Here is a 20,400-nt window from a genome sequence, read left to right on the forward strand (position 1 = left end):
CCCGGCGTCACCGGGGGAGGGGGAGCGGGCCCGAAGGCCCGGCAGGGGGGAGTCCCTGTCCCTCGCGTTCAGTACGGGAGGGAGCGCCCTGACGGGGTCCGCAGGTCCTGGACGTCGTCGGCGGCGCGCTTCCGTGGCCTGCTCACGCGGATGCGACGCATCGCTTGGGGTCGCTGCCGGGGTCCGGCAAAGGCCGGTCCGGCCCATCCGGGCCGAGGCCGGCCGTTCGCATCGGGGGCGTCACTCATCGTCGCCCCCGTTCCTGGCCGAGCACGCCGTCTCGAACCAGACGACCTTGCCCGCCGGGACCCGGTAGCTGCCCCAGCGCTTGGAAAGCGCTTCCATCAGGAACATCCCCCTGCCGCCCTCGTCTCCGTCGTGCGCGTGGCACACCTTGGGCAACGCGGGATTGGTGTCCTGGACCTCGCAGCGCAACGTGCCGTGGTTCAAGGAGACGGTCATGACCGCTCCCCACGAGTGGCGCATCGCGTTGGTGACGACCTCGCTGACGAGCAGCTCGACGACGTCGCCCTCCTCGCCCACGCCCCATTCGGCCAGCTGGCGGCGGATCCGCCCGCGGGTCTTGGGAACGGTGGCCGGGTCGGGAAGCAGCACCCACGACGCCCGAGTGCCACGGTGCCGGCTGGGCCTGATGTGCAGGGCGGCCGGAGCGTACGAGCGCTCCGTGCGCGGCGGTGAAGCAACCTGCGTGATCATCCTCATGCCGCCCTTCCGTAGGCCTCGGCACCGTAAGCGAAACGATGGACCGGGGGGATGCTGCGTCCATCAGGCAGGAGCTCGCCCGTGTCGTCGAAGACCACCACGCCGTTGCACAGCAGTCCCCACCCCTGCTCGGGGTGAGACGCCACAAGACAAGCCGCTTCGTGGTCCACGGCGGTCGCGGGCGGGCACTGAGGCTGGTGTTGACACATGGCTTGCACCTGAATCCGATTGATCTTTGTCGTCAGCTCGTTCTCTTTACCAACACGTCGAGCATCTCCCGACGCCTGCATACCTAGTAACGGGACAACTACCCCTATCACTACCCATTCGACACAAATGGGTACTCATTCTTTACCTTGGTCGGGCATCAGAGTGACCCACCCCCATTTGGGGCAAGCGGCGTGGAGATCGCGTCACCCCGTTGACATGGCTCCAGGGCTAGTGTTTCTATTCGTTAGAAAACTTTCCTAACGATCCCGAAGGTGCCCCCGCCTTCGGCCAGACCGCCGGCAGCTCCGGTGATGTGAGCCCCGCACCGCCTGTGTCCAGGGCGTTTTCGTCGTGCGCGGCCCCCGTCCGGAGTGGCGGGAACGGAGAGACAGTTGCAGATCCCCCCGGTCAGGCAGTCGTCCCGACGAGCCGTCCTACTCGTCCCCGCGCTAGCCGTGGCACTGGTCCCGGCCCTGGTGGGCACGGGCACCGCGCACGCGTCGGATTCGATGCCTTCCACCCGCGCGTCCGTGGTGGCCGCGTCGGTGGACCTCACCGATCCGCACAAGAAGGACATCGCCATGCAGCTGGTGTCGAGTGCGGAGAACTCCTCGCTCGACTGGAAGGCCCAGTACAAGTACATCGAGGACATCGACGACGGCCGCGGGTACACGGCCGGGATCATCGGGTTCTGCTCGGGCACCGGCGACATGCTGGACCTTGTGGAGCTCTACGCCAAGAACAAGCCGGGCAATGTCCTCGCCAAGTACCTCCCGGCGCTGCGCAAGGTCAACGGCACCGACTCCCACAGCGGGCTGGACCCGAACTTCACCAAGGACTGGGCGACCGCCGCCAAGGACACGGTCTTCCAGCAGGCGCAGAACTCCGAGCGCGACAGGGTGTACTTCAACCCGGCCGTCCAGCAGGCCAAGGCGGACGGCCTGCGCGCCCTCGGGCAGTTCATCTACTACGACGCCATCGTCATGCACGGCCCCGGCAACGACAGCGTCAGCTTCGGCGGCATCCGCAAGACGGCCATGAAGAAGGCGAAGACCCCCGCCCAGGGCGGCAACGAGACGACGTACCTCAACGCGTTCCTCGACGCCCGCAAGGCCGCGATGAAGACCGAAGAGGCGCACAGCGACACCAGCCGGGTCGACACCGAGCAGCGGGTCTTCCTCAAGGCCGGCAACCTCGACCTCAACCCGCCGCTGACCTGGAAGGTGTACGGCGACAGCTACACCATCAAGAGCTAGGACACCCATGTTGACGGGGCCCCTCAGAAGATCCTGAGGGGCCCCGTCAACATGGATCACAGGGCCTGGAGGCCCTGGATCACCTCCCGGAGGAGGCGTTCCTCCGGCAGCTGGGAGATGGTCGCGGGGGGCCGTACGGTGACGAGCCTCTGGTCGCGCAGGTCCCCCAGCAGGACACGGACGACGCCGAGCGACAGGCCGCTCTCGGACGCCAGATCCACCACCGACATCGGCTTCCCGCACATGCGCAGGATGCGCAGATGCTCGGGGCCGAGGCCCGGCACGGGCCTCGCGCCCGCCACGGACCTGACGATCGCGACCATGTCGAACGCGGGGCCCGAGGGCCTGGTGCGTCCGCGTGTGACGGTGTAGGGGCGGATGAGAGGTCCGGCCTCCTGGTCCAGCCAGCGTTCGCCACCGTCGGTCATGACATGTTCCCCTCCCCTTCGTGCGCGCGCTCCCAGCCTGCCCGGAACGAGGAGAACATGTCGGGAGAGGGCTGGAGCGGCGGGGCGTCCAGGGGATCTTCCAGCGGGTTGCTCAGCGGTCCTCCAAGATGCCTGGGTGCGCGCTCCGCTCCGCCGCCGGCCTGCGGGCCCGCGTCGCGGAGCTGGGGAGCGAGGTTGGCCTGGCGCACCCGGTGCGGCAGCCCGGCCGCACGGCCGCCGTCGCGCCCGTTGCCGTTGCCGTTCTTGCTGCCGTTCCCCTTGCCGTTCCCATTGCCCGGCCCGGACTCGGCGCCGGCGGGGAGGCCGCGCTCGCCGCCGTCGAGCCCGTTGCCGTTGCCGTTGGCCTGCCCGTTCGCGAACCCGGCCTCCACGGCGCTGATCTGCTCGACGGAGTACTGGTCGGGCCCGGTCTCCGCCGGGGTCACCAGGCCCTCGGGGACGAGCACGATCGCCGTCGTGCCGCCGTACGGGGACGGGCGCAACGAGACGCGGATGCCCCGCCGGGCGGCCAGGCGGCCGACGACGAACAGGCCCAGCCGGTCGCTGTCGGCGAGGTCGAACTCAGGCGGATCGGCCAGCCTGCGGTTGACCTGCTCCATCTCCTCGAGGGTCATGCCGAGCCCTCGGTCCTCGACCTCGATCACGAACCCCCTGGCCACCAGCTCGCCACGGATCTCGACGTGGGTCTGTGGGGGCGAGAAGATCGTCGCGTTCTCCACCAGCTCGGCGAGCAGGTGGATGACGTCGGTGGCCGAGGAGCCGGACAACGCCATGTTCTCCGGTACGGCGACGTGCACGCGCAGGTAGTCCTCGACCTCCTCGACGGCCGCGCGGACGACGTCGTACAACGGCACCGGCCTGCGCCACCCGCGCCCGGGGACGGCGCCGGAGAGGATGATCAGACCCTCGGCGTGCCGCCGCATGCGCGTGGTGAGGTGGTCGATGCCGAAGAGCTCGTCGAGCAGCTCGGGGTCGGTGACCCTCTGCTCCATGCTGTCGAGCATGGACAGCTGCCGGTGCAGCAGCGACTGGTTGCGGCGGGCCAGGTTGAGGAAGACCTTGCTGACGCCCTTGCGGATTTCGGCCTGGCCGACGGCGGCCTCGATCGCGGTGGTCTGCACGGAGGTGAACGCCTGGCCGACGATCGCGATCTCCGTGGTGGTTCCGGTGGGGATCGGAGGCGTCTCGGACGCCACGTCGACGTCCTCGCCCTGCCGGAGCCTGCGCACGACCGCGGGCAGCTTCCGGTTCGCGAGATCCAGCGCGACGGCTTGCAGCTGGACCAGCTCGGCGGTGATGAGCCGGCCGAAGCGGACCGAGACGAACAGCGACACGGCGACCGCGACGAGTCCGAGCCCGGCGGCGATGACGATCTGCCACAGGATGGTCGCGACGAGGGGCAGGGCGCGGTCGGCGATCTTCTGGGACGAGGCGCCCGCCTGCTTGTCGAAGGTGAGGTTGAGGGTCTGGAGCGTCTGCCCCCAGGTCGCCGCCGCGCCCGGCAGGGGCCTGCCCGGCCGTACGTCCTGGGTGACCTGGTCCTCGATCGAGGCGTACTTGGCGTAGACGGGGGAGTTCTGCAGCATGAGGTACGGCTGGCGCAGCTCCTCGTCGAGCCGCTGGAAGCCCATGTCGTACAGCAGGCGGCGTTTGATCACCATCGCGGTGAAGGTGGTGCGCTCCTCGCCGGTGATCGAGCCGGCCGCGACCGCGCCCGCGAGCAGCGCCGACTGCTCACTCATGAGCTCCCGGCTGCGTCCGATCAGGACGATGGCCCGCGTGGGCTCGCCCTGGGAGTCCGAGGCCAACGCCAGCTTGTCGTAGACGCGGCTGATGGCGTCGGTTATGAGCCGGTAGGCGTCCAGGGTCAGCAACCGGGTGAAGCTCCCGGAGTCGACCCGTGCCCGGATCTCGGGGAGCCGGCGCGTGACCGTGATCAGCTCGGTGACGCGCTGGAGGAGCGGGGCGCTGGTGACCTTCTGGACGTCCTCGGCGAGCGCCAGCCGTTCGAGGGTGGCGCGCGCCTGGTCGGACCTGGCCCGCTGAGCGTCCAGCTCGCCGCGGTCGGAGGTCCTCGACCCCAGAGCCATCAGAGACAGGTAGCGCTCCTGCTCGATCTCCGTCATCAGCGCACGCGCGGGAACGATCGTGTTGTCGAAGACGGTGCGGACCTTGAGCAGGTCGAGACCGTTCTGGATGGTGATCGTCGCGGCGAAAGCCCAGATCCCCACAAGGGATACCAGCGGTACCAGTACCAGGGTCAGGATCTTGAACTTGATGGACCTCTTACGCCCGCCCATGTGACCTCGCAGGGGAACCGCATCGTTACACGCGGGTTATTGGTGGCGAAACAGTACCAATGGGGATCACGGGTAACCAGGGCCTTCTAGCTACAAAACGGCCCCATTCCAAGGGGAAATCGCAGATCTCTTGCTGGATTCTGTCTAGTTGTCAGACAATGCGGCCATGGCAGCAGAAGCAGGGACCTCTCGTACGGCCGCCGGGGGCCCGGCCGCCGTGGTCGCCGCCGCCGTCCTGTGGGGCACGGCCGGCACGGCGGGTACGCTCGCGCCGGCCGGAGCGGCCGATCCGGTGGCGCTCGCGGCGGCCCGGCTGCTCATCGGCGGCGTCGTCCTCGCCGTGGCGGCGGGCCCGGCCACCTGGGCCCTGCTCACCCGGGGGCGTCCCCTTTCGCTGGTCGCGGCGGCGGGGGCCGTGGCCGCGTACCAGCTCTGCTTTTTCGCGGCGGTCGGGCGCACCGGCGTGGCGGTCGGCACGGTGGTGGCGATCGGGAGCGGGCCCGTCTTCACCGGCCTGCTGTCCTGGCTGTACGACCGGAGACGGCCCGGCCGCCGCTGGACCCTCGCGACCGCCGCCGCCGTCGCGGGCTGCGCCGCGCTCGTGTCGGGAGGGGAGGCGGTCGGCGCCGACCCCGGCGGCGTGCTGCTCGCGCTGGCGGGCGGGCTCCTCTACGGCTTCTACGCGGTGACCGCCGCGCGGGCGATCGGCGGCGGAGCGCCGTCCGGCGCGGTGATGGGGGTGATGTTCGGCGGCGCGGCTGCGGTCATGCTGCCGGTGCTGCTCTGGCGGGGCACGGCGTGGCTGGGCGAGCCGCGAGGGCTGCTCACGGCCCTATATCTGGGCCTGGCGACGACCGCCCTCTCCTATTTCCTCTATGGAAAGGGCCTGCGCACGACCCCGGTGGCCAAGGCCGCCACCCTGGCCCTGGCGGAGCCCGCCGTGGCGGCGCTGCTCGGCCTGGTCGTCCTGCACGAGCGGCTCACCGCCGTGTCCTGGGCGGGGCTCGCCCTGCTCGGCGCCGGCCTGGTGATGGTCGCCCTCCCCGAACGGGCCGTCCGTCCAGAGCCGTCCGACGCGCTCCCGGCCGTCCGTCCGGGGCCGTCCGACGCGCTCCCGGCCGTCCGTCCGGGGCCGTCCGACGCCGAACCGGCAGCACCCCCGGCCGATGAGAAGGCACAATCGTCGGCGTGAAACTACGCCCCGTCTCGACGGTCGACGCGCTCGCGGGAGCCCTGCGACGGCGCGTGCTCTCCGGAGAGATCGCCCCCGGCACGTCCCTGCCCGAGCAGGAGCTCTCATCCCTGTACGGGGTGGCGCGCCCGACCGTCCGCGAGGCCCTGGCCGCCCTGGTCCACGAGGGGCTCCTCCGGCGCGAGCGCAACCGCAGCGCGTACGTGCCGGAGGTGACCACCCGCGACCTGGACGATCTCATGTACGTCCGGCGCCCGCTTGAGGACCTCATGGCCGTCAGGCTGGCGGGCCGCAGGGTCGCCTCGGCGGACGGGGCGCTGGCGCGGATGGCGGCGCTCCCGCCGGACGCGCCGTGGGCGGACGTCGTCGCCGAGCACATGGCCCTGCACGAGGAGCTGATCCTCGCGGTGGGAAGCCCCAGGCTCGAACGCCTCTACGCGGTGCTGGCGGCGGAGACGCGGCTCGGCCTTGTACGGCTGCGCAAGGTGTATCCGGACAGGGAGACGCTCGTCGCCGAGCACCGCGATCTTCTCGACGCCATCGCGCGGGGCCCGTCCGAGGCGGCGCGGCGGGCCGTGGCCGCCCATTTGGATCACACCTGGGGCGCTGATTAGCGACTTCTCTTGCATGGAGTACTCGTAAGTCGTCACAATCGCGCCCATGCACGGCAACTCAGTGCCGGATTCGTATGTCTACGTAACCGAAGAGGGCGTAACCCGCCACTACGCCGACGGCAGTGTCGAGGCCCTCGCGTGGGAGGACGTCGTCGAGGTTCGCGTCGGCGGCGTCACGGAATCCGACATTCTGATCGTCCTGCTCGACCGCGACGGACAGGGATGTGTGGTGCCGCGCTCCGCCACCGACGCGACCTTCCTGGCGAGGCTGCGTTATCTGCCGGAGTTCGACCTCGACCGGCTGAGCGAGGCGTTCACCGCCGCCACCCTCGGTTACGTGGTCGTGTGGCGCAGCCCCGACCCGCCGTCGCCGCTGCCGGACCTCGAATACGACTGAGCCTTCCGTTCACCGCGGGTCAGTCTCCGTGGCGGCCGGCTCCCGCGCGGAAGCGGCCCACCCCCTCGGTCATCTGGCCGCCCAGTGAGACCATGCCGTGCCGCAGTTCGTTGCGCAGGGCCTCCTCCTCGGAGAGCCCTTCCTGCTCCAGCGCGGAGAGGCGGTCCTGCCGCAGGCAGTCCTGGGGCAGCTCGGACAGCGAGCGGGCGAGCGCCTCGGCGTGCTCCCGCGCTTGCCCCGGTGGCACGACCCTGTCCACCAGGCCGATCCGCTGCGCCTCCTCCGCGCCCACGGCCCGGCCGGTGAGGATCATGTCCATGGCCCGTCCCGCTCCGACGAGCCTCGGCAGCCGTACGGTGCCGCCGTCGATGAGGGGAACGCCCCAGCGGCGGCAGAACACCCCGAACGTCGCGTCCTGCGCCGCCACCCGGAGGTCGCACCAGATCGCCAGCTCCAGCCCGCCCGCCACCGCGTAGCCCTCGACGGCCGCGATCACCGGCTTGGACAGGCGCATGCGGGTGGGGCCCATCGGGCCGTCCCCGTCCGCCTCCACGCGGTTGCCGCGCTCGGTGCCGATCGCGTGCAGGTCCGCGCCGGAACAGAAGGTGCCGCCGTCGCCCCACAGCACGGCCACCGCGGCGTCGGAGGCCTCGAAGTCCCGGAAAGCGTTCGCGAGGGCGGCGGCGGCCGGGCCGTCCACCGCGTTGCGGACCTCGGGGCGGGACAGGACGACGGTCGTGACCAGGCCGGATCGCTCTATATGGATGCCAGACATGTGCTGAATGTAGCCGGACGGTCGCTGCCTACACAGGTTTGGACCGTTCCGTCAAGGGACTGGCGTTCCCTGGTAGGAGGCCTATTGTGGCCATTGCCCGGCTATTTCGCTCGTTAATAACGATCTTTAGTATTTGAACGGGTACCCGCGCTCGTGATGTTTCCGAGTTTTGTGTCAACCAAAGAGACGCAACGGCCGTCTGTTATCTGCACGGTCTGGCAGGAGCAGGTCAGGGGTAGGGGTAGGTAGGCATGAGGGTGGGGTTGGAGGAGCGTGGTGTCGCGCTTCTCGACACGGGCCCGCTGACGGCGTCCAGCATTTGGACGCGCTCCTATATGCGGGCTCTTCTCGCAGGTGACATGGCATGTGCCATGATCGCCTGCGAAGCGGTCATGGGGTTCAGGCTCTGGGTGGGCGCCTTCATCCCCTGGTCGGAGTTGTTGTTCGGATTCGGTCTCGGACTGGCCTGGCCCGGTGCCATGGCACTGGCCGGGGTATACCGCGAGAGGAGCCACGGAGAGGGAAGCGAGGAGTTCCGCGCGGTCTTCGACGGCGGGGTGGGGCTGACGGCCGCGGTGGCCATCGGCGCGTACGCCACCCAGACCATGATCGCGCGCAGCTACGTCATGGCGATGCTGCCGCTGGCGACGGTTCTCACGCTGGTGTTCCGCTACCGCATGCGCAAGCGCCTGCACCGGCGCCGCGCCGAGGGCGAGTACCTGCGGCGCGTGGTCGCCGTCGGTCACAGGACCGCCGTGCTCGACCTGGTGATGCAGTTCCGGCGCCAGCCGTACCACGGCATGCGGGTCGTCGCGGCGTGCCTGCCGCCCGGGCAGTTCCCCGGGAACGGGCTCGACGTCGACGGCATCCCCGTCTACGGCGACTTCGCCGACGTCGCGACCGTGGCCGACAAGGTCTCGGCGGACGCGGTGGCCGTGCTGGCCTGCCCCGAGCTGGACGGCGCCGCGCTGCGCCGCCTCGCCTGGAGCATCGAGAGCAAGGGCACCGAGTTGTTCGTCGCCCCCGCGCTCATGGACGTCGCCGGTCCCCGTACGAGCATCCGCCCGGTCGCCGGGATGCCGTTGCTCCACGTCGAGCACCCCGAGTTCGACGGGACGCGCCAGGTTGTCAAGAGCCTGTTCGACCGGCTCCTCGCGACGGCCGCGCTGACCGTGCTCGCGATCCCCATGCTGGTGATCGCGGTGCTGGTCAGGGCCACCAGCCCAGGTCCCGCGCTGTTCAAGCAGACCCGGGTGGGCCGCGACGGGCGCGAGTTCAAGGTGTTCAAGTTCCGCACGATGGTGCAGAACGCCGAGAAGCTGAAGCTCGACCTGATCGAGGACAACGAGTTCGATGGCGTGCTGTTCAAGATGCGGAACGATCCACGGATCACGCGGGTCGGCGGCTTCCTGCGCCGTTACTCCCTTGACGAGCTGCCGCAGCTGCTCAACGTCGTCCGCGGCGAGATGTCGCTGGTGGGGCCGCGTCCGCCGCTCCCCGACGAGGTCGCGCAGTACGGCACCGACGTCCGCAGGCGCCTCGTGGTCAAGCCGGGCATGACAGGTCTGTGGCAGGTGAGCGGCCGGTCCGACCTGTCGTGGGAGGAGTCGGTGCGGCTCGACCTGCGCTACGTCGAGAACTGGTCCCTCATCCTCGACCTGCAGATCCTGTGGAAGACCTGGTCCGCAGTCACCCGTGGTGGAGGGGCTTACTAGTGAAGGCGCTCGTGCTCGCCGGCGGGTCCGGCACACGGCTCCGGCCGATCACCCACACCTCCGCCAAGCAACTGGTGCCGGTGGCCAACAAGCCCGTGCTGTTCTACGGCCTGGAGGCCATCGCCGCGGCGGGGATCCGCGAGGTCGGCATGGTGGTCGGCGACACCCACGAGGAGATCGAGGGCGCCGTAGGCGACGGGTCGGCGTTCGGCCTGGAGGTGACCTACCTGCGGCAGGAGGCGCCGCTCGGGCTGGCCCACGCGGTGCTGATCGCCCGCGACTACCTGGGCGAGGACGACTTCGTCATGTACCTCGGCGACAACTTCATCGTCGGCGGCATCGAGCCGCTGGTGAGGCGGTTCCACGACGAGCGCCCCGCGGCCCAGATCATGCTCACCCGCGTCGCCGACCCCCGGCAGTTCGGGGTGGCGGAGCTGGACGCCGCGGGCCGGGTGATCGGGCTGGAGGAGAAGCCGCGGGAGCCGAAGAGTGACCTCGCCCTGGTCGGGGTCTACCTGTTCACCCCGGCGGTGCACGAGGGCGTCGCCGCGCTCAAGCCCTCGTGGCGCGGCGAGCTGGAGATCACCGACGCGATCCAGTGGCTTCTGGACGCCGGGCACCGGGTGGACTCCACCCTGATCTCCGGCTACTGGAAGGACACCGGCAACGTCACCGACATGCTGGAGGTCAACCGGATCCTCCTTGAGGAGCTGGAGCAGCGGCTGGACGGCACGGTGGACGACGCCAGCGAGATCATCGGCCGGGTCGTGGTCGAGGCGGGGGCGAAGGTCACCCGCTCGCGCGTCGTCGGGCCGGTCGTCATCGGCGCCGGCGCCGTGGTGCGGGACTCCTACATCGGGCCGTTCACCTCGGTGGCGGAGGACTGTCGCGTGGTCGACAGCGAGATCGAGTACTCGATCCTGCTGCGGCGCGCGTCCATTGAGGGGGTCCGCCGGATCGAGGCGTCCCTGATCGGGCACGACGTCGAGGTCACGCCCGCTCCCAATACTCCGAGGGCCCACCGGCTGGTGCTCGGGGATCACAGCAAGGTACAGATCAGTTCATGAGGATTCTGGTAACCGGCGGGGCCGGTTTCATCGGGTCGCACTATGTTCGCACCTTGCTCACGGGCGGCTACCCGGCGTTCGCCGGGGCAAGCGTCACCGTGCTCGACCTGCTCACGTACGCGGGCAACCTCGCCAACCTGGAGCCCGTCGAGGGACGCTACGACCTCGTGCACGGCGACATCTGCGACGACGAGCTGCTCGCCAGGGTCGTGCCCGGCCATGACGTGGTCGTCAACTTCGCCGCCGAGTCGCACGTCGACCGGTCGATCGACGGCCCGTCCGCCTTCGTGCGCACCAACGTGCTCGGCACACAGACGCTGCTGCAGGCCTGCCTGGACGCGGCGGTGCCGAAGGTCGTCCAGGTGTCCACCGACGAGGTCTACGGGTCGATCGACGAGGGCTCCTGGGCTGAGGACGCCCCGCTGCGGCCGCGCTCACCGTACTCCGCGGCGAAGGCGGGCGGTGACCTGATGGCCAGGGCCTACGCCGTCACCCACGGCCTGCCGGTGTCGATCACCCGCTGCGGCAACAACTACGGGCCGTACCAGTTCCCGGAGAAGGTCGTCCCGCTCTTCGTGACGAACATCCTCGAAGGCCGCACGGTCCCGCTCTACGGGGACGGCGGCAACGTGCGCGACTGGGTCCACGTGGACGACCACTGCCGGGGCATCCAGATCGTGGCGGAGCAGGGCGAGCCGGGCGAGGTCTACCACATCGCGGGCACGGCGGAGCTGTCCAACCTGGAGCTCACCCAGCGGCTCCTCGACGAGCTCGACGCCGACTGGAGCTCGGTCGAGCGCGTGACCGACCGGAAGGGGCACGACCGCCGCTACTCCCTGGACGACACCAAGCTGCGGGGCATGGGCTACGCCGCCGGCACGGGCTTCGACGAGGGCATCGCCGCGACCGTCCAGTGGTACGTCGACAACGAAGCCTGGTGGAAGCCCCTCAAGGGCGCTCGGTGAACCGGCTGCTGCTGACCGGCGCGAGCGGCATGCTCGGGACCGCCCTGTCGGCCGAGCTGGCGGGCGACCCGGCATCGCCCGACGTCCTGCCGTACGGGCGCGACCGCCTCGACCTGCGCTACCCCGACGGTGTGCGCGAGATCATCCGGCAGGAGAAGCCGGACATCGTGGTCAACTGCGCCGCCTGGACGGCCGTGGACGACGCCGAGGCGCACGAGATCGACGCTCTCGCGGTCAACGGCGGCGGGGTGCGCGCCCTCGCCACCGCGTGCGCCGAGGTCGGCGCCCGGCTGTTCCACATCTCCACCGACTACGTCTTCGACGGGACGGCGAGCACGCCGTACGCCGAGGACGCCGCGCCACGGCCGGTCAACGCCTACGGCCGCAGCAAGCTCGCCGGCGAGCGGGCCGTCCTCGGACTGCTCCCCAAGGACGGGTACGTGCTGCGGTCCGCCTGGCTGTACGGCACGGGAGGGCGGAACTTCGTCCAGACGATGATCGCCCTGGAAAGCGCCCGTGAGACCGTCGACGTGGTGGACGACCAGTTCGGCCAGCCGACCTGGACCGCCGACCTCGCCGCGCAGCTCCTACGGCTGGCGCGCGCCGAAGACGCCCCTCCCGGCGTCTATCACGGCACCAGCTCCGGCCAGGTGACGTGGTACGGGCTGGCCCGCGAGATCTTCACGCTGCTCGGCGCCGATCCCGGCCGGGTGCGGCCCGTCAGCAGCGCGGACTTCCCCCGCCCGGCGCTAAGGCCCGCCTACGGCGTGCTCGGCCACGACCGCTGGGCCTTCGCCGGCCTGCCGCCGATCCGCCACTGGCGCGACGCGCTTCACGCCGCATGGCCCTCCATCACCGGAGGCCTGGCCTGATGTACCTGTCGGAGACGCGCAAGGCCGACTCCCAGAAGGACTCCTCGCCGGGCGCTTCGGGCGAGGACGGCGGATCTCCTCCGAGCGGGGGAGCCGGGGCTCGCGGCGGGGTGGGGCGTATCCTCACCGGGAACGTCGTCGCGCTCGGGGCGGTCAGCCTGTTCACCGACATCTCCTCCGAGATGGTGACGGCTATCCTCCCGCTCTACCTGATCTACCAACTCGGGCTCAGCCCGATGCAGTTCGGCTTCCTGGACGGCGTCTACACCGGGGCGACGGCCGTGCTCAGGCTCGTGGGCGGGCACGTCGCCGACCGCTTCCGCCGCCGAAAGCTGGTGGCGGGCGTCGGGTACGGCCTGTCCGCCGTCTGCAAGCTCGGCTACGTGCTCGTGGGCCGCTCCGTGCCGCTGATCGGCCTGGTGATCGGCGTCGACCGGGCGGGCAAGGGCCTTCGCACGGCCCCCCGGGACGCGATGATCTCGCTGAGCGCCCCGCCCGAGGCGCAGGGCCGCGCCTTCGGGCTGCACCGCGCCATGGACACCGCCGGCGCGCTCATGGGCCCGCTCGCCGCCTTCGGCGTGGTGGCGGCGGTGGGCGGCGCCAACGACTACGACCCGGTGTTCGTGGTGAGCTGCTGCGTGGCCATGGTCGGTGTGCTGATCATGGTCCTGTTCGTCCAGGAGCCGGGCGTACGCACCCCGGCGGCGGGCGGTGCGCCCGAGCGGCCGAAGGTGTCGCTGCGGGGGGCGCTGGACCTGCTCAGGGACAGGCCGTTCCGCCGCGTGCTGTTCGCGATGCTGCCGCTGTCGCTCGCGACCATCAGCGACTCCTTCCTCTATTTCATGCTGCAGAGCAGGCTCGACATCGAGGCGAGCTGGCTTCCCCTGTTCCCCGTCGGCGTCTCGGCCGCCTACCTGGTCGCGGCCGTGCCGTTCGGGCGGCTGGCCGACCGGGTCGGGCGCTCCACGGTCGTGATCGGCGGATACGCCGCACTGCTCGCCTGTTACGCGCTGCTCCTGCTCCCGCCCGGCCCGGCGGTCCTCGTCGCGGCGCTGGTGCTGCGCGGCCTGTCGTACGCCTCCACCGACGGGGTGGTCAGCGCGCTCGCCGGGCCCCTGCTGCCGGAGGAACGGCGGGCCACGGGGCTCGCGGTCGTCCAGACCGGCCAGGCGCTCGGCGCGATGGTCGCCTCGTGGGTCTTCGGCGTGCTGTGGACCGCGCGCGGCCCACAGGCCGCCGTGGTCGTGATGGCGGCCGGTCTCGGCGTGGCGCTGGCCGTCGCGGTTCCGTTGCTCAGAAGGGCGCGCGCGTGAAGCTGTCTGTGATCATCGTGACCTACCGCAGCGCCGGGTACGTCGCCCGCTGCCTCGCGGCGGTGGAGCGCGCGGTCAAGGCCACGGACGCCGAGGTGATCGTCGTCGACAACAACTCCCCCGACGACACGGTGGAGGTGGTGAGGGCCGCCGCCCCGTGGGCCAGGGTCGTCGCCCGGGGCGTCAACGGGGGGTTCGCCGAGGGCTGCGTGGCCGGAGCCGAGGTGGCCGCCGGGCGGTACCTCGTCTTCGTGAACCCCGACGCGGAGGTCCGGCCCGAGGCCTTCGCGGGGCTGCTGGAGTGCGCAGAACGCCATCCCCGGGCGGGGATCGTCGGAGGACGCTGCATCACCGAGACCGGCGAGAACGACCCCCGCTCCTGGTGGGGGAGGCCCACGCCGTGGTCGGTGCTCTGCTTCGCCACGGGGCTGTCCACGGTCTTCCCCGGCCGCGCGTTGTTCGACCCCGAGTCGCCGACGACGTGGACCGGCGAGCGGCGGGTGCCCATCGTCACCGGGGCGCTGATGCTCGTCGCCCGCGACGTCTGGGATGAGGTGGGCGGGTTCGACACCCGCATCTTCATGTACGGGGAGGACGCCGACCTGTGCCTGCGGGCCAGGGCCGCCGGTCACCGGCCGATGGTGACCGACCGGGCCGTGTTCGTGCACCCGGGCGGCATGTCCTCCTCCAGCCTGAACAAGCTGGTGCTCCTGTTCACCGGCAAGGCCACGGTGATCCGGCGCCACTTCCCGCGCGGGCTGCGCGGGCTGGGCGCCTCCATGCTGCTGTTCGGGGTCTGGCTCAGGGCGGCGCTCAGCCGCCGGGTGGCGCCCCCGGACGCCGAGCGGCAGGGGCGTCCCATGGCCGAGCGCGGCGACTGGGCCGAGCTGTGGGCCGTCCACGGCACGTGGCGCGGCGGCTGGGATGCCCGAAAATCATGAAATGTCGTCTTCTACTGATCACAAGGTTTGGGGGGTGAGCGATGACTCGCCATGAGGGTCGTCTCGGTGCGCTCGCCGAGATCGACGCACCCGCGGCCGCGCTCGTCGACCGCATGGTCGACCTGTCGGTCCGCGGTCTTCCTCCCGGTTACGCCAACGGTGAGTTCGTCTTCACCAGGCGCGGCAGGCTCGGGGACGACGGACGCTGGACGGCCGTCCCCGAGGGGAGGAGCGTGCGCTACAGCGCCATCGTGGCCCTCGGCGTGGCCACGCTGCCGGAGGACGGGCAGCGAGCGGCCCTGGCGGGTGACACCGTCGCCGACCTGGTCGGGAACCTCGTCAAGGGGCTCCCCGACATCGGCAACCTCGGCGACGTGGCCCTCATCGCGTGGGCGGCGGCCGAGATCGGCCACCCCGAGCTCGACAGGGGCCTGCACCGGCTGGCGGAGCTCGAAGGCGCGCTGCGCACGGGCGACCCGGTCCACACGGTCGAGGCGTCGTGGGCGCTGGCCGCCCTGACCGCCGCGCACCGCGTGCTGGGCGGTGCCTCCGAGCTGGAGAAGCGGCTGGAGCACGCCGGGCAGAGGTTGCTCACCGGCCTCGGGAGCGACCGGCTCTACCGGCATGTCCTCGGCCCCGCCTCCTGGTACCGCGCCCACGTCGGCTGCTTCGCCGACCAGGTGTACCCCCTCCAGGCCCTCGCCCGGCTGCACGCCCACACCGGCGACGACGCGGCGCTCAGGGCGGCCGAGCAGATCGCGGCCGGCATCTGCGCGGCGCAGGGTCCGGAGGGCCAGTGGTGGTGGCACTACGACGCCCGCACCGGCGGGGTGGTCGAGGGCTACCCGGTCTACAGCGTCCACCAGCTCTCGATGGCCCCGATGGCGCTGCTGGACCTCGCCGACGCCGGCGGCACCTCTTATATGAAGGACATCGCGCTCGGCCTCCACTGGATGACCGCGAGGCCGGAGATCGACGACGAGCTGATCATCGAGGACCTCGACCTGACGTGGCGCAAGGCCGCCAGGGACGACCCGAAGAAGATCGTCCGAGGCGTGCGCGCCGTCGCCACCGCGATCAACCAGGGCTCGCGCATCGGGGTGCTCGACCGCATCTACCCGCCGCTCGCCGTCGACCGCGAGTGCCGCCCGTACGAGCTGGGGTGGCTGCTCTACGCGTGGCTGTTCTCGCTGCCCCGCGACGTGCCGGGGAAGCAGGGGTGACCGGCGCCGCGCCGCCCCGCAGGGCGCTGCTGGGGCTGTCCCTCGACGCTCTCACCATGGAGCAGACCGTCGCCCGGTGCGTCGCGGCGGTCGAGGGCAGGGAGAACCTCACCATCGGCGTGGTGAACGCCGCCAAGGCCGTCCGCATGAGCGAGGACGAACTGCTGCGCGACTCGGTGACCTCGTGCGATCTCGTCGTGGCCGACGGGCAGGCCATCGTGTGGGCCTCCCGGTTCCTCGGCAGGCCGCTGCCCGAGCGGGTCGCCGGCATCGACCTGTTCACCTCCCTCATGGAGGAGGGCGCCAGGCGGTCGTACCGGGCGTACTTCCTCGGGGCGCGGCCCGAGGTGATCGAACGGGTGGTCGCCGAGGTGCGCGCCCGCTATCCGGGCCTGGAGGTCGCGGGGGCGCGCGACGGCTACTTCACCGACGAGCAGGCCCCCGAGGTGGCGGCGCGCATCGGGGAGGCGAAGCCGGACCTGCTGTTCCTCGGCATGACCTCGCCGAAGAAGGAGATCTTCCTCGCGCGGTTCGCCGAGGACGTCCGGGCCGGGGTGATCCACGGCGTGGGCGGCTCGTTCGACGTCTTCGCGGGGAAGGTGCGCCGGGCCCCCGCCCTGTGGCAGAGGCTCGGCCTGGAGTGGTTCTACCGGTTCCTCCAGGAGCCCCTCAGGCTGGGGCCGCGCTACCTGTCGACCAACACGCGGTTCGCCTGGATGGTGGTGAAGGAGTACGTCCAGGGCCGCGGGAGGGCCTGAGAGCTCAGGTCCTGCTGCTCTCGTCCCGCAGCCAGGTCGTGTAGTCCTTCGTCCGCACCGCGCGGCGCGCCCGGGCACGGGCGACCACCGTGACGGCGAGGAAGACCCCGAGGTGCGGCAGGAGCCACGGCGCCCGTGCGGCGATGGCGAGCAGGTCGCGAAGGCCCGTGCGGGACTCCTGCCCGGCCATGGGGCCCTGCTCGATCTCGGCGACGACCGTCACGGCGCGAACCCTGCGCCTCATCAGGTCGCCGAGGGTGCGCGGCGGGTGGATCACCGCGTGCGCCGTGCGCACCACCTGGCGCTCGGCGGGCGTGAACGCGAGCGAGGCCGCGAGGTCGTCGCCCATGACCGGGGGAAGGTCCATGATGCGGCGGTTGCCCTCCTCGGACACCGCGATCACGCCCCGGCCGAACAGCCCCTCGCGGACGGCGGGAAGCCTGCTCCACACGGCGTAGTAGGCGCGCACCGTCCACGGGCGGTCGCGCAGGACCAGGGCCCGCTCGGGGGCGGCGGCGAGCCGGCCGCCCAGGAGGGCGTCACGCAGAGCGCGGACGTCGGCGGTGCCCACTTCGACGTCGCCGTCCACGTAGACGCGGGGATGGCTGACAGCCGCCTCGTCGCCGAGCCGCAGGGCCTCGCGCTTGGAGGGCACCGGTGTCTCGATCACGGTGACGCCGAAGCCGCGGGCGACCGAGGCGGTGTCGTCGTCACAGCCGTTGGCCACGACCACCACGTCGAACTCGTCCGGGCCCGCCTCCGCGAGGAGGCGCGCAAGGAGCCGGCCGATTACCCGGGCCTCATTGTGGGCCGGGATGATGACGCTCGCGCTTGGCATAGTTCCGAAGTATTCACCCTCAATGGGAGTTCCCGATGACCGAACCGCGAATAGCGGCCACCGCCGACGTCGACCCGAGCGCCAAGATCGGCGCGGGGAGCCAGATCTGGCATCTCGCCCAGGTCCGCGAGCAGGCCGTGCTGGGCGAGGGGTGCATCCTCGGGCGGGGCGCGTACGTCGGGCCCGGCGTCAGGGTGGGCGACCGGGTCAAGCTGCAGAACTACTCCCTGGTGTACGAGCCGGCGGTGCTTGAGGACGGCGTGTTCGTCGGGCCCGCCGCCGTGCTGACCAACGACGTCTACCCTCGCTCGACCGACGTCGACGGCGGGCTGAAGCGCGACGGCGACTGGACCGCCGAGGGCGTGGTCGTACGGGCGGGCGCCTCCATCGGGGCGCGGGCCGTGGTCGTCGCGGGTCGCACGGTCGGGCGGCACGCCCTGGTGGCCGCCGGGGCCGTGGTCACCCGGGATGTCCCCGACTTCGCGCTGGTGGCGGGCGTCCCGGCGCGCCGCATGGGCTGGGTCGGGCGCGCGGGCGTGACGTTGCGGGAGGACGGTCCCGGCCGGTGGCGCTGCCCCGAGACGGGCGAGATCTACACCGAGCACGACGGCCACCTGAGCGGCCCGACCGGCGAGGCCGGAACGCCGGGCGGCCCGGCAAGTCGGGCTGGGACATCGGGCGGCCCGGGTGGGGCTGAGGCGTTGGGCGGTCCGGCGAGTGGGGCTGAGGCCGGCGGGCCGGTGGCCGATGGTGGCCGGGCGGGCGGGCCCGCGTGAACGTCTCGGCGCTGCCCGGGCGCACCCGGGTCGTGATCCTGGTGGTCGCGGTCCTGCTCTTCGGCGCGGTCGGGGTGGCCTACGTCCTGCGGGCGAGGCCGGAGGCGCCGGCTCCCGCGCGGGCGGCGGCCGGTTCCAGCCCGGCGCCGCGCGAGACCGCTCTGGAGGCGGGCGACCTCCTCGTGGTGGGCGCGGGGGCCTCGCAGGACAGCGGTACGGTCCTCGCGGTGCCGGCGAGCGGAGAAGGGCAGCCCCGTTCCACCGGCCTGCGCTGCAAGCGCTTCTACGCGGCGGCGGGCACCGGCCTGTGCCTGCGCGTCACCAACGGCGTGGTCACCGGGTCGGATGCCATCGTGGTCGACGACCACCTCCGCGAGGTGCGGCGCGTCTCGCTGTCGGGCGTTCCGAGCAGGGCGCGGGTCTCCGCGAGCGGGCGGATGGCGGCCTGGACCTTCTTCGTGGCGGGCGACTCCTACCTGAGCATCGGGTTCTCCACTCGCGCGGGCATCCTCGACACCCGTACGGGCACGCTCGTCAAGAGCCTGGAGGAGCTGACGCTCGAGAAGGACGGGCGCGTCTTCAGGGCACCCGACCTGAACTACTGGGGTGTCACCTTCGCGGACGACGACAACCGCTTCTACGCCACGGTGTCGAGCGAGGGCAGGACGTACCTGGTGCAGGGTGACTTCGCCGCGCGCCGGATGCGGGTGCTCCGCGAGAACGCCGAGTGCCCGTCGCTCTCTCCGGACGGCACCCGGGTCGCGTACAAGAAGCGGATGGGCGGCACCGGCGACCCGTGGCGGCTGTACGCGCTGGACCTGCGGTCAGGGCGCGAGACGGCCCTCGCCGAGCCCGCGAACGTCGACGACCAGGTGGCCTGGCTCGACGCCCGCACGGTGATGTACAGCAGGCTGCGGGCCGACAGCTCGGACGTGTGGACGGTGCCCGCGGACGGCTCGGGACGGCCCCAGCTCCTCCTGCGCGACGCGTACTCTCCCGCCGCGACCTGAGCCCGCTCAGGAGGCGACGGGCTCGCCGGTGGTCTCCCAGGTGTTGCCCTCGAAGCGGTTGCCCTTGCCCTTGGTGTCGAAGTAGGTCAGCGGCCCCCAGAAGCCGCCCTTCGGGAACAGCCGCCGCGTGAAGACGTTGCCGATGATCCGGATGTTCGTGGGGGTGCCGAACTTCCCCGCCCCGCCGTAGATGGCGTACCCTCCGCCGCCGAGCAGGTTGCGCTCGATGAGCACGTCATGCGCCCTGCTGAAGTCCTGATAGATCGAGATGGCGGAGGTCTGGGCGATCTGGTTCAGGATGGTGTTGTGGCGGATCGTCAGGGTCAGGCCCTTCTGGGGAGACCCGTTGATCTGCGGCCCGGTCACGTGGTCGCCGGGGTACTCCTTGAAGTCGTGCATGTAGGAGTCCTCGATGAGGCCGTGGTCGGTGCCGACGGAGTTGGAGACGGTGTGGATGTTCGCCCGCCGCACCGTGATGTCGCCCCCCTGGTTCAGCACGCCCCACTGGGCCTTGACGACGCCGTCGCCGGAGATCTCGCAGTCCTCGATGACGGCGCCTGACGCGCCCTCGGCCTGGATGATCGACCAGTCGCCCTCGCCGATCACCCGTACGTTGCGAACCGTCACGTCGTCGGCCTTGATGTTGAGCTTGCCGTGGACCTCGAGGTTCTCGACCACGGCTCCCGGCTTCAGCACGGTCACCTCGCCGACCTTCTTGAGCGGGCCGGTGGCTCGCACTCCCGTGGTCTCCGCGGAGGGGAAGGCGTGCTCGTCCGGAGATTTGTCCGGAGAGGGACGGGCCTCGGCCTGGGGAGTGTGCCCGGGGATGGGCCCGCGCCCGTCGTCCGCGCCGCCGCTCCCACCGCAGCCGGCCGCGGCCGTGCCGGTGAGCGCGAGGGAGGCGACGAGCAGGGCACAGCGGCGCGGCAGCGATGAGGACACCGAAAGCTCCAGGTCATAAGTCTTCGGAACGCTCCACAGCGGGCTCGCCGTAAGCGCTGGCACC

The 20,400-nt window shown here is 71.3% G+C and carries 21 protein-coding genes; 14 read left to right on the top strand and 7 right to left on the bottom strand.

The window, feature by feature from the left end; genetic code table 11:
* Positions 1–240: 240 nt before the first annotated feature.
* On the bottom strand, positions 241–723 hold the full coding sequence (locus ACOZ38_RS02950) for an ATP-binding protein (RefSeq protein ID WP_424528672.1): 483 nt from the start codon (positions 721–723) through the stop codon (positions 241–243).
* A complete protein-coding gene (locus tag ACOZ38_RS02955) occupies positions 720–932 on the bottom strand; it encodes a DUF5999 family protein (RefSeq protein WP_358547713.1) in 213 nt (70 codons plus the stop codon). Before ACOZ38_RS02955 ends, ACOZ38_RS02950 begins: the two co-directional genes overlap by 4 nt.
* Before the next feature lie 393 nt (positions 933–1,325).
* On the opposite strand from ACOZ38_RS02955, the gene ACOZ38_RS02960 reads away from it, so the two are divergent.
* On the top strand, positions 1,326–2,189 hold the full coding sequence (locus tag ACOZ38_RS02960) for a chitosanase (RefSeq protein ID WP_424528674.1): 864 nt from the start codon (positions 1,326–1,328) through the stop codon (positions 2,187–2,189).
* A 56-nt stretch (positions 2,190–2,245) separates the two neighbouring features.
* Here ACOZ38_RS02960 and ACOZ38_RS02965 read toward each other — a convergent pair whose 3' ends face one another.
* Both ACOZ38_RS02965 and ACOZ38_RS02970 read right to left on the bottom strand, forming a co-directional pair.
* Positions 2,246–2,617 carry a DUF742 domain-containing protein gene (locus ACOZ38_RS02965; RefSeq protein ID WP_424528676.1) on the bottom strand — a complete coding sequence of 124 codons (372 nt, stop codon included), beginning with the start codon at positions 2,615–2,617 and terminating at the stop codon, positions 2,246–2,248.
* Complete coding sequence (locus ACOZ38_RS02970) at positions 2,614–4,938, bottom strand: nitrate- and nitrite sensing domain-containing protein (RefSeq protein ID WP_424528678.1); 2,325 nt, start codon at positions 4,936–4,938, stop codon at positions 2,614–2,616. Before ACOZ38_RS02970 ends, ACOZ38_RS02965 begins: the two co-directional genes overlap by 4 nt.
* A 166-nt stretch (positions 4,939–5,104) precedes the next feature.
* Between ACOZ38_RS02970 and ACOZ38_RS02975 the strand changes: the two genes are divergently transcribed.
* The 3 genes from ACOZ38_RS02975 to ACOZ38_RS02985 are packed head-to-tail and all read left to right on the top strand — an operon-like array spanning position 5,105 to position 7,141.
* Positions 5,105–6,130 carry an EamA family transporter gene (locus ACOZ38_RS02975; protein ID WP_424528679.1) on the top strand — a complete coding sequence of 342 codons (1,026 nt, stop codon included), beginning with the start codon at positions 5,105–5,107 and terminating at the stop codon, positions 6,128–6,130.
* Positions 6,127–6,744 carry a GntR family transcriptional regulator gene (locus ACOZ38_RS02980; protein WP_405143739.1) on the top strand — a complete coding sequence of 206 codons (618 nt, stop codon included), beginning with the start codon at positions 6,127–6,129 and terminating at the stop codon, positions 6,742–6,744. The genes ACOZ38_RS02975 and ACOZ38_RS02980 overlap by 4 nt, the downstream gene beginning before the upstream one ends.
* A 46-nt stretch (positions 6,745–6,790) precedes the next feature.
* The gene (locus tag ACOZ38_RS02985; RefSeq protein ID WP_424528680.1) at positions 6,791–7,141 is read left to right on the top strand and encodes a hypothetical protein; all 351 of its coding nucleotides are present in this window, start codon (positions 6,791–6,793) and stop codon (positions 7,139–7,141) included.
* 19 nt (positions 7,142–7,160) lie between these two features.
* Here ACOZ38_RS02985 and ACOZ38_RS02990 read toward each other — a convergent pair whose 3' ends face one another.
* Positions 7,161–7,916 carry a crotonase/enoyl-CoA hydratase family protein gene (locus tag ACOZ38_RS02990; RefSeq protein ID WP_424528681.1) on the bottom strand — a complete coding sequence of 252 codons (756 nt, stop codon included), beginning with the start codon at positions 7,914–7,916 and terminating at the stop codon, positions 7,161–7,163.
* A 251-nt stretch (positions 7,917–8,167) separates the two neighbouring features.
* On the opposite strand from ACOZ38_RS02990, the gene ACOZ38_RS02995 reads away from it, so the two are divergent.
* Genes ACOZ38_RS02995 through ACOZ38_RS03030 form a run of 8 tightly spaced genes read left to right on the top strand, consistent with a single transcriptional unit; the run spans position 8,168 to position 16,770 of the window.
* Complete coding sequence (locus ACOZ38_RS02995) at positions 8,168–9,631, top strand: sugar transferase (RefSeq protein WP_405143742.1); 1,464 nt, start codon at positions 8,168–8,170, stop codon at positions 9,629–9,631.
* Complete coding sequence (locus ACOZ38_RS03000; protein WP_424528682.1) at positions 9,631–10,698, top strand: glucose-1-phosphate thymidylyltransferase; 1,068 nt, start codon at positions 9,631–9,633, stop codon at positions 10,696–10,698. Before ACOZ38_RS02995 ends, ACOZ38_RS03000 begins: the two co-directional genes overlap by 1 nt.
* Positions 10,695–11,663: a dTDP-glucose 4,6-dehydratase gene (rfbB, locus tag ACOZ38_RS03005; protein WP_424528683.1), complete on the top strand. Its 969-nt coding sequence runs from the start codon at positions 10,695–10,697 to the stop codon at positions 11,661–11,663. Before ACOZ38_RS03000 ends, rfbB begins: the two co-directional genes overlap by 4 nt.
* Complete coding sequence (gene rfbD / locus ACOZ38_RS03010) at positions 11,660–12,535, top strand: dTDP-4-dehydrorhamnose reductase (RefSeq protein ID WP_424528684.1); 876 nt, start codon at positions 11,660–11,662, stop codon at positions 12,533–12,535. Before rfbB ends, rfbD begins: the two co-directional genes overlap by 4 nt.
* Entirely contained in the window at positions 12,535–13,848 is a 1,314-nt protein-coding gene (locus ACOZ38_RS03015; protein WP_424528685.1) for an MFS transporter, read from the top strand. Before rfbD ends, ACOZ38_RS03015 begins: the two co-directional genes overlap by 1 nt.
* The gene (locus ACOZ38_RS03020; RefSeq protein WP_424528686.1) at positions 13,845–14,789 is read left to right on the top strand and encodes a glycosyltransferase family 2 protein; all 945 of its coding nucleotides are present in this window, start codon (positions 13,845–13,847) and stop codon (positions 14,787–14,789) included. Before ACOZ38_RS03015 ends, ACOZ38_RS03020 begins: the two co-directional genes overlap by 4 nt.
* Positions 14,790–14,830: 41 nt before the next feature.
* On the top strand, positions 14,831–16,012 hold the full coding sequence (locus ACOZ38_RS03025) for a hypothetical protein (protein WP_424528687.1): 1,182 nt from the start codon (positions 14,831–14,833) through the stop codon (positions 16,010–16,012).
* The gene (locus ACOZ38_RS03030) at positions 16,009–16,770 is read left to right on the top strand and encodes a WecB/TagA/CpsF family glycosyltransferase (protein WP_424528688.1); all 762 of its coding nucleotides are present in this window, start codon (positions 16,009–16,011) and stop codon (positions 16,768–16,770) included. The genes ACOZ38_RS03025 and ACOZ38_RS03030 overlap by 4 nt, the downstream gene beginning before the upstream one ends.
* Positions 16,771–16,774: 4 nt before the next feature.
* Here the strand turns inward: ACOZ38_RS03030 and ACOZ38_RS03035 are convergent, their stop codons facing one another.
* Complete coding sequence (locus ACOZ38_RS03035) at positions 16,775–17,608, bottom strand: glycosyltransferase (RefSeq protein ID WP_424528689.1); 834 nt, start codon at positions 17,606–17,608, stop codon at positions 16,775–16,777.
* Between the two features lie 35 nt (positions 17,609–17,643).
* Here ACOZ38_RS03035 and ACOZ38_RS03040 point away from each other — a divergent pair, with 35 nt between their 5' ends.
* Entirely contained in the window at positions 17,644–18,384 is a 741-nt protein-coding gene (locus ACOZ38_RS03040) for an acyltransferase (protein ID WP_424528690.1), read from the top strand.
* On the top strand, positions 18,381–19,394 hold the full coding sequence (locus tag ACOZ38_RS03045; RefSeq protein ID WP_424528691.1) for a hypothetical protein: 1,014 nt from the start codon (positions 18,381–18,383) through the stop codon (positions 19,392–19,394). The genes ACOZ38_RS03040 and ACOZ38_RS03045 overlap by 4 nt, the downstream gene beginning before the upstream one ends.
* A 6-nt stretch (positions 19,395–19,400) precedes the next feature.
* Here ACOZ38_RS03045 and ACOZ38_RS03050 read toward each other — a convergent pair whose 3' ends face one another.
* On the bottom strand, positions 19,401–20,336 hold the full coding sequence (locus ACOZ38_RS03050) for a hypothetical protein (protein ID WP_424528692.1): 936 nt from the start codon (positions 20,334–20,336) through the stop codon (positions 19,401–19,403).
* Positions 20,337–20,400: the final 64 nt, after the last annotated feature.

The sequence above is a fragment of the Sphaerisporangium viridialbum genome, from assembly GCF_049674955.1.
Classification (GTDB): domain Bacteria; phylum Actinomycetota; class Actinomycetes; order Streptosporangiales; family Streptosporangiaceae; genus Sphaerisporangium; species Sphaerisporangium viridialbum.